Source organism: Pseudonocardia lacus (genome assembly GCF_018531445.1).
In the GTDB taxonomy this organism is placed as follows: Bacteria; Actinomycetota; Actinomycetes; order Mycobacteriales; family Pseudonocardiaceae; genus Pseudonocardia; species Pseudonocardia lacus.
Window position 1 is genome coordinate 1 of record NZ_JAHDTH010000303.1, and the last position, 6,496, is coordinate 6,496.

The following is a 6,496-nucleotide window of genomic DNA, read 5'->3' on the forward strand; positions in this document are numbered from 1 at the left end:
GGCCGAGCCCGGCCACGTCCGGCGCAGGACCGCGGCCGCGAGCTCGGCGGCCGAGGGAACCGGCGCCCCGGCCGCCGGGGTCGCCGCGCGGGTGGCGACCCGCCGCGCCCTGGCGCTCACTTGCCCGACCCCGCGAGGACGCCCTGCACGAAGTGGCGCTGGAAGGAGAAGAACACCACCAGCGGCACGAACATCGACACGAACGCCCCGCTGGCCAGCACGTCGACGTTCGCGCCGAACTGGCGCAGCTGGCCGCGCAGCGCCACGGTGATCGGCGCCGAGCCCTCGTCGGCGAACACCAGTCCGACCAGCAGGTCGTTCCAGACCCAGAGGAACTGGAAGATCGCCAGCGACGCCACGGCCGGCAGCGCGATCGGCAGCACCAGCCGCCAGAAGATCATCAGTTCTTTCCCGCCGTCCATCCGGGCCGCCTCCAGCAGGTCGCGCGGGATCCCCGCGAAGAAGTTGCGCAGCAGGAACACCGCGAAGGGCAGCCCGAAGGCGACGTGGAAGAGCACGACGCCGGCGATCGAGCCGTAGAGGCCGGTGGCCCCGAGCAGCTGCGCCACCGGGACCAGGGCCACCTGCACCGGCACCACCAGCAGTGCGACCACCCCGGTCATCACCCAGTCGCGCCCGGGGAACGACATCCAGGCCAGGGCGTAGGCGGCCAGCGAGCCGATCACCACCACCAGCACCGTCGAGGGCACCGCGATGAGCACCGTGTTCCACAGCGACCCCCGCATGGTCCGGTCCGAGAGCAGCTCGCCGTAGTTGGCCAGGGTCAGCTCGGCGGGCCGGGTGAAGACCTCGGTGAAGACCGTCCACCAGCCGCTGCCGGAGTTCGCGCTCTCCGGCCGCAGCGAGGCCACCAGCAGGCCGAACACCGGCATGAGCCAGAACACCGCGATGACGACGAGCAGCACGCGCACCGCCGGGCCGGCGATCCGCTCGACCACCCGGGACGCGATCGAGCGCCGCCGGGGAACGGCCGCGACCGGGCGGTGGGCGCCGACCGCGGCCGGCGCGCCGATCAGCGAGGTCACGACCGGTCCCCCTTGAACCGCCGGACGTTGAACACCATCGCCGGCGCGACCAGCAGGAACAGCAGCACCGCCAGGGCGCTGCCCAGCCCCTGGTCGCCGCCCCCGGACCCGAACGACACCTGCCACATCTGCAGCGCCAGCACGTTGGCCTCCTCCTGCGCCGACCCCGGCGCGATGACGAACACCAGGTCGAACACCTTCAAGACGTTGATCACCAGGGTGACCAGCACGACCACCAGCACCGGGGAGAGCAGGGGGACGGTCACCCGGCGGAACACCTGCCACTCGGTGGCCCCGTCGACGCGGGCGGCCTCCTGCGCGTCGCGGGGGATGGCGGCCAGCCCGGCCGCGATCAGCGTCATGGCGAACCCGGCCATCACCCACAGCCAGGCGGAGATGATCACCGGGGTGATCAGCGCGGGCCCCAGCCAGGTCAGCCCGCGGAACGGCTCGGCGAAGTTGTGCGCCGGCAGCCGCAGCGCGTAGTCGCCCGCCGGGAGGTCGGGGGCGGTGAACCGGCCGTCGTCGCCGGTGGTGGCGGTGGCCACGACCCGGCCGCCGGACAGCACCTCCACCGCGACCCCGGGCACCCCGCGCTCGTCGGCGTCGAGCTGCCCGGGCCGGTCATCGGCGCCGCCGACGTCCAGCCAGACCAGGCCCCGCACCCCCAGGCCGGGCTCGGCCGGCACGGCGGCCGATGCCTGCTGGGGAAGCGTGGCGGGGTCGTAGCCGGTCAGCGGCAGGGCCAGCACCGCGTCGGGACCGAACCGGGCGGTGGTGACCATCGCCCCGTCGGGCTGCGCGACCAGCCCGCCGCCCTCGCGCGGGCGCACCCCCGGGTACGGGGAGGCCTGGGAGAAGGCGTCGTGCACCGACACCGCCACCGCGTTGACCAGGCCGCGGTCCGGGTCCTCGTCGTAGACCAGCCGGAAGATGATCCCGGAGGCCACCAGCGAGATCGCCAGCGGCATGAACATCACCAGCCGGAACGCCGTGGCCCAGCGGACCCGCTCGATCAGCACGGCCAGCACCAGCCCGATCGAGGTGACCAGCGACGGCGCCACGACCACCCAGATGACGTTGTTGCGCAGCGCCACCAGGGTGCGGTCGTCGGTGAACGCGGTGGCGTAGTTGTCCAGTCCCACGAACTCGTCGCCCCGGGCGTCGAACAGGCTGCGCACCAGCGTGTACGCCGTCGGGTAGACCAGGAACACCAGCAGCAGCACCAGCGCGGGGGTCAGGAACAGCAGCGCGAGGCGCGGGCTCCCGCCCGAGAGGGCCCCGGTGCGGCGGCCGGTCTCCGACGCCCCGGCCGCGCGCGCGGCCGGGGCGGACGACGCCGACGGGGTCGGCGCGGGGGGTGTGGGCACGGTGTCCTCTCGGCTGGGTGGTCGGCTGGGTGGTCGGCTGGGTGGTCGGCTGGGTGGTCGGCTGGGTGGTCGGCTGGGCGGGTCGGGGCGGGTCAGCGCCGGGCGTAGGCCGCACCGGCCTCGGCCTCGAGGTCGCTGAGGATCTGCGGCAGCCGGTCGGGGTCGCCCAGGTAGTCCTGCATCGCCCGCCAGAACCCGTCGCCGCGGGTCGCCCCGAGCGAGGTGGGCATCAGGTCGGACATGTCGAAGCGCACGTTGCGGGCGTTGACCAGGTCATCGGCGATCCGGCGGGTGGTCTCGTCGGGGTAGCCGTCGAGCTCGACCTCGCGGTTGGGCGAGATGAACCCGCCGCGCTCGACCCAGATGTCCGCGGCCTGCGACGACGCCAGGAACCGGACCAGGGCCGTGGTGGCCGGGCGGTCGGTCAGCGCGACGACGGTGTCGCCGCCGGTGATCACCGAGGAGGTGTCGCCCACGCTCGGGAACGGGAAGAACAGCGCGTCCTGCCCGACCGTCGCCGACGTGCTCTCGGCGATCACACCGGCCACGAAGTCGGCCTCGAAGACGATCTCGGCCTTCGGGTCGTCACCGAAGACGTTGACCACGGAGTCGGCGAACTCGGTCTGCAGCGCGCTGGCGCGCCCGCCCGGCATGAACTGCGGCTGGAACGCCCGGCCGAGGGTCTCCATCGCCACGCGCACCGAGTCGTGGGTCCAGGGGATCTCGTGCTCGGCGAGCTTGTCGTACATCTGCGCGCCGGCGGTCTGCAGGTACACGTTCTCGAACCAGTCGGTGAGCGTCCAGCCGTCGGCCCCGCCGACCGAGAGCGGGGCCCCACCGATGTCGGAGCGGGTGCGCAGCAGGTCGATGAAGGCGTCCCAGTCGGCCGGGGGGACGAAGTCCTCGCCCAGCTGGTCGGCGTCGTACCAGACCGTCGACTTGTTGCTCGCCTTGAACACGAAGCCGTAGAGGGTGCCGTCGACGGTGCCCCACTCCTTCCAGACCGGCCTGAACTGCTCGCTGATCAGCGCGTCGGTGGCCGCGTCGAGGGGCACCAGCGCGCCGTCGACGGCCATGGAATGCACGAGCGCGGGCTGCGACACGATCGCCACGTCGGGCGGGGCCCCGCCGACCAGCCGCGTCGAGAGCACCGTGGGCAGCTCGTCGCCGCCGGAGACGTAGGTGACCTCGGCGCCGGTCTGGCGCTCGAACTCGTCCAGCACGCGTTCGAAGGAGGCCTGCTCGTCGTCGGACCACACCGCCGCGACCTCGATGCGCTGCCCCGACAGGTCGACGTCGGCACCGGGCGGGGCGCTGTGGCCGGCGCTGGTCGTGCAACCGGCCAGCACCACGGCCGCGGCCGCGACCGCGACGATCCTGAACGCGCGCATCCAAGCCTCCTTACCCAGACCTGCGCCCACCCCGGGGGACGGGGCGTTGTCTCGTGCTGATCCTTTCTCCTCGGGCCGACGGCTCGCGTCCCGGCTCGGTGCCGGCTCGGTGCCAGCTCGGTGCCAGCTCAGTGCCAGATGGAGCTCCCGGTCCCCAGGTCGAAGAAGTGCAGGTTCTCGACGTCCACCCGGACGGTGGTCGGCTGGCCCTCGAAGATGCGGGTGCGCGGGCTGAAGCGCCCCACCAGTACGGTGCCCGGGCCGGTCCGGCCCGCTCCGCCGCTGTCGCGCTCCAGCGACTCGCGGTCCTCGGTGCGCACCGCCTCGGCGTCGACCGGGAAGTGCACCATCACGTCCGCGCCCATCGCCTCCACCAGGTCCGCGACCGAGGACAGGGTGTCGCCGCCCGCGGCCACCGGCCCGGCGATCTCGGCGTCCTCCATGTCCTCGGGGCGGATGCCCACCGCCAGCGCGCGCCCGGCGTAGCCGCGCAGCGCCGGGCGCTTGTGCAGCACCGACGCCGGCACGGTGAGCCGGTGCCCGCCGAAGGTGACGCTCGCGTCGTCGCCGTCGAGCGCCAGCTCGGCGGTGACCATGTTCATCGCCGGTGACCCGATGAACCCGGCCACCAGCATGTTCTTCGGCCGGTCGTAGAGCTCCTGCGGCGAGGCGATCTGCTGCAGCACCCCGCCGCGCATGACGGCCACCCGATCGCCCAGGGTCATCGCCTCGGTCTGGTCGTGGGTGACGTAGACGGTGGTCACCCCGAGGTCGCGCTGGATGCGGGCGATCTGGGCGCGCATCTGCACCCGCAGCTTGGCGTCCAGGTTGGACAGCGGCTCGTCCATCAGGAACGCCCGCGGCTGGCGCACGATCGCCCGGCCCATCGCCACCCGCTGGCGCTGCCCCCCGGAGAGGTTGCGCGGCTTGCGGTGCAGTTGCTCGGTCAGCTCCAGCACCTCGGCCACCTCGCGCACGCTGCGCTCGATGGTCGCCTTCGGGACCTTGCGCAGGGACAGGCCGAACGCGATGTTGTCGAAGACCGTCAGGTGCGGGTAGAGCGCGTAGGACTGGAACACCATCGCGACGTCGCGGTCGCGGGCGGGCACCTCGTTGACCACCTCGCCGCCGATGCGCACCTCGCCCTCGCTGATCTCCTCCAGGCCCGCGACCATCCGCAGCGCCGTCGTCTTGCCGCACCCCGACGGCCCGACGAGCACCAGGAACTCGCCGTCCATGACGTCGATGGTGAGGTCGGAGACCGCCCTCGTGCCGTCGGCGTAGACCTTGCCGACCCGGTCGATCTCGATACCGGCCACCATGCTCCTGTCGACGTGCTCCGGGCGTGACGCGACTCACCCCGTCAGAGCCAGAATGCTAAGGACACCAATCCGAACGGCACCTTAAAGAGCTGACAGATCGGCCTGAAGGCGGGGCGACCGGCTGTACCTATCGGTCGCCCCACCGTTTACGGTGCGGTTATGCCGCTGGTGTTACTGGTCGAGGACGACCACGCAGTCCGCACCGCGATGACCGGCGCACTGCGCGAGGCGGGCTACGTCGTGCAGCCGGTGGCCAGCGCGCTCGACGCGCTGCGCACGGTCACCGACGAGCACGTCGATCTCGTCGTCCTCGACCTGGGCCTGCCCGACCTCGACGGCTTCGAGGCACTGCGGCTGCTGCGCGGCGTCAGCGACGCCCCGGTGATCATCGCCACGGCCCGCAACGACGAGGCGTCGATCGTGCGGCTGCTCAACGCGGGCGCCGACGACTTCCTGGCCAAGCCGTTCTCCAGCGAGCACCTGACCGCCCGCGTCGGCGCCGTGCTGCGCCGCACCAAGCCGGCCGACAAGGCGACCGACGGCCCGATCACCGTCGGCGACCTCATGGTCGACGTCGACCGCCGCGAGGCCCGGCTGGCCGGGGCGCCGCTGACCCTCACCCGCCGCGAGTTCGACCTGCTCAGCTACCTCGCCGCGCGCCACGGCCGGGTCATCTCCAAGGCCGAGCTGTGCCGCGAGGTGTGGCGGCAGCCGCACCTGCACCTCGACCAGACCATCGACGTGCACCTGTCCTGGTTGCGCCGCAAGCTCGGCGAGACCGCGTCCACCCCGCGGTTCCTGCACACGGTGCGCGGCGTGGGCGTCAAGTTGGTGGAGCCGTGCGACAGCTCGTCGCCCGCCTGACCCTCACCGCGGCCACCGTCGTCATCGCCGCCGTCGTGGCCGCCGGGCTCGTCGCCCACCTCGTGCAGGCCCGCGACCAGCTGCGCAGCGGCGCCGAGGCCGACCTCTCCGCGCTGACCAGCCTGGCCGAGGCGACCGCCGACGAGGAGTCGCTGCTGCGCGGGATCGCCCGCACCCCGGCCGGGCGGGAGGGCAGGCTGGCGGTGCACACGGGCGGGGTGACGATCGGCACCTCGCGCTCCGGGGCGGCGATCGCGGCGATCACCGCCGAGGGCGTCGGCACCACCGAGGTCCCGGTCGAGGGCGGCTCGGTGCTGCTGCGCCGGGCCGCGGGCCTGTCCGGGCCGGTCGTCGTCGAGGTGTTCCTGCCCACCGCCGCGCCGGCCGCCGACAGCTGGGCGTGGGCGGCGCCGCTGCTGGCCGCGGGGGCGCTCGGGGCCGGCGTCGGGGTGCTGCTGGCCGTGCGCCGGGTCCGGCCGGTCGCCGCCGACCTGACGGCGCTG

6 protein-coding genes are annotated in these 6,496 nt (G+C 73.3%); 2 read left to right on the plus strand and 4 right to left on the minus strand.

Annotation, left to right across the window (positions count from 1 at the left end):
• Window positions 1-116 precede the first annotated feature (116 nt).
• The 4 genes from KIK08_RS36205 to KIK08_RS36220 all read right to left on the minus strand — a co-directional run bounded on the left by KIK08_RS36205 (window position 117) and on the right by KIK08_RS36220 (window position 5,126).
• A complete protein-coding gene (locus tag KIK08_RS36205) occupies window positions 117-1,046 on the minus strand; it encodes a carbohydrate ABC transporter permease (protein ID WP_308258115.1) in 930 nt (309 codons plus the stop codon).
• A complete protein-coding gene (locus KIK08_RS42090) occupies window positions 1,043-2,416 on the minus strand; it encodes an ABC transporter permease (protein WP_214407833.1) in 1,374 nt (457 codons plus the stop codon). Before KIK08_RS42090 ends, KIK08_RS36205 begins: the two co-directional genes overlap by 4 nt.
• A 92-nt stretch (window positions 2,417-2,508) precedes the next feature.
• A complete protein-coding gene (locus KIK08_RS36215; protein ID WP_214407834.1) occupies window positions 2,509-3,807 on the minus strand; it encodes an ABC transporter substrate-binding protein in 1,299 nt (432 codons plus the stop codon).
• Between the two features lie 128 nt (window positions 3,808-3,935).
• Window positions 3,936-5,126 (minus strand): ABC transporter ATP-binding protein, encoded by a 1,191-nt coding sequence (locus KIK08_RS36220; protein WP_408004783.1) that lies wholly within the window; start codon window positions 5,124-5,126, stop codon window positions 3,936-3,938.
• Window positions 5,127-5,288: 162 nt separating this feature from the next.
• On the opposite strand from KIK08_RS36220, the gene KIK08_RS36225 reads away from it, so the two are divergent.
• Window positions 5,289-5,993 carry a response regulator transcription factor gene (locus KIK08_RS36225; RefSeq protein WP_214407836.1) on the plus strand — a complete coding sequence of 235 codons (705 nt, stop codon included), beginning with the start codon at window positions 5,289-5,291 and terminating at the stop codon, window positions 5,991-5,993.
• Window positions 5,969-6,496 (plus strand): hypothetical protein (locus KIK08_RS36230; protein ID WP_214407837.1); only part of this gene is annotated, 528 nt, incomplete at its 3' end. The genes KIK08_RS36225 and KIK08_RS36230, both read left to right, overlap by 25 nt.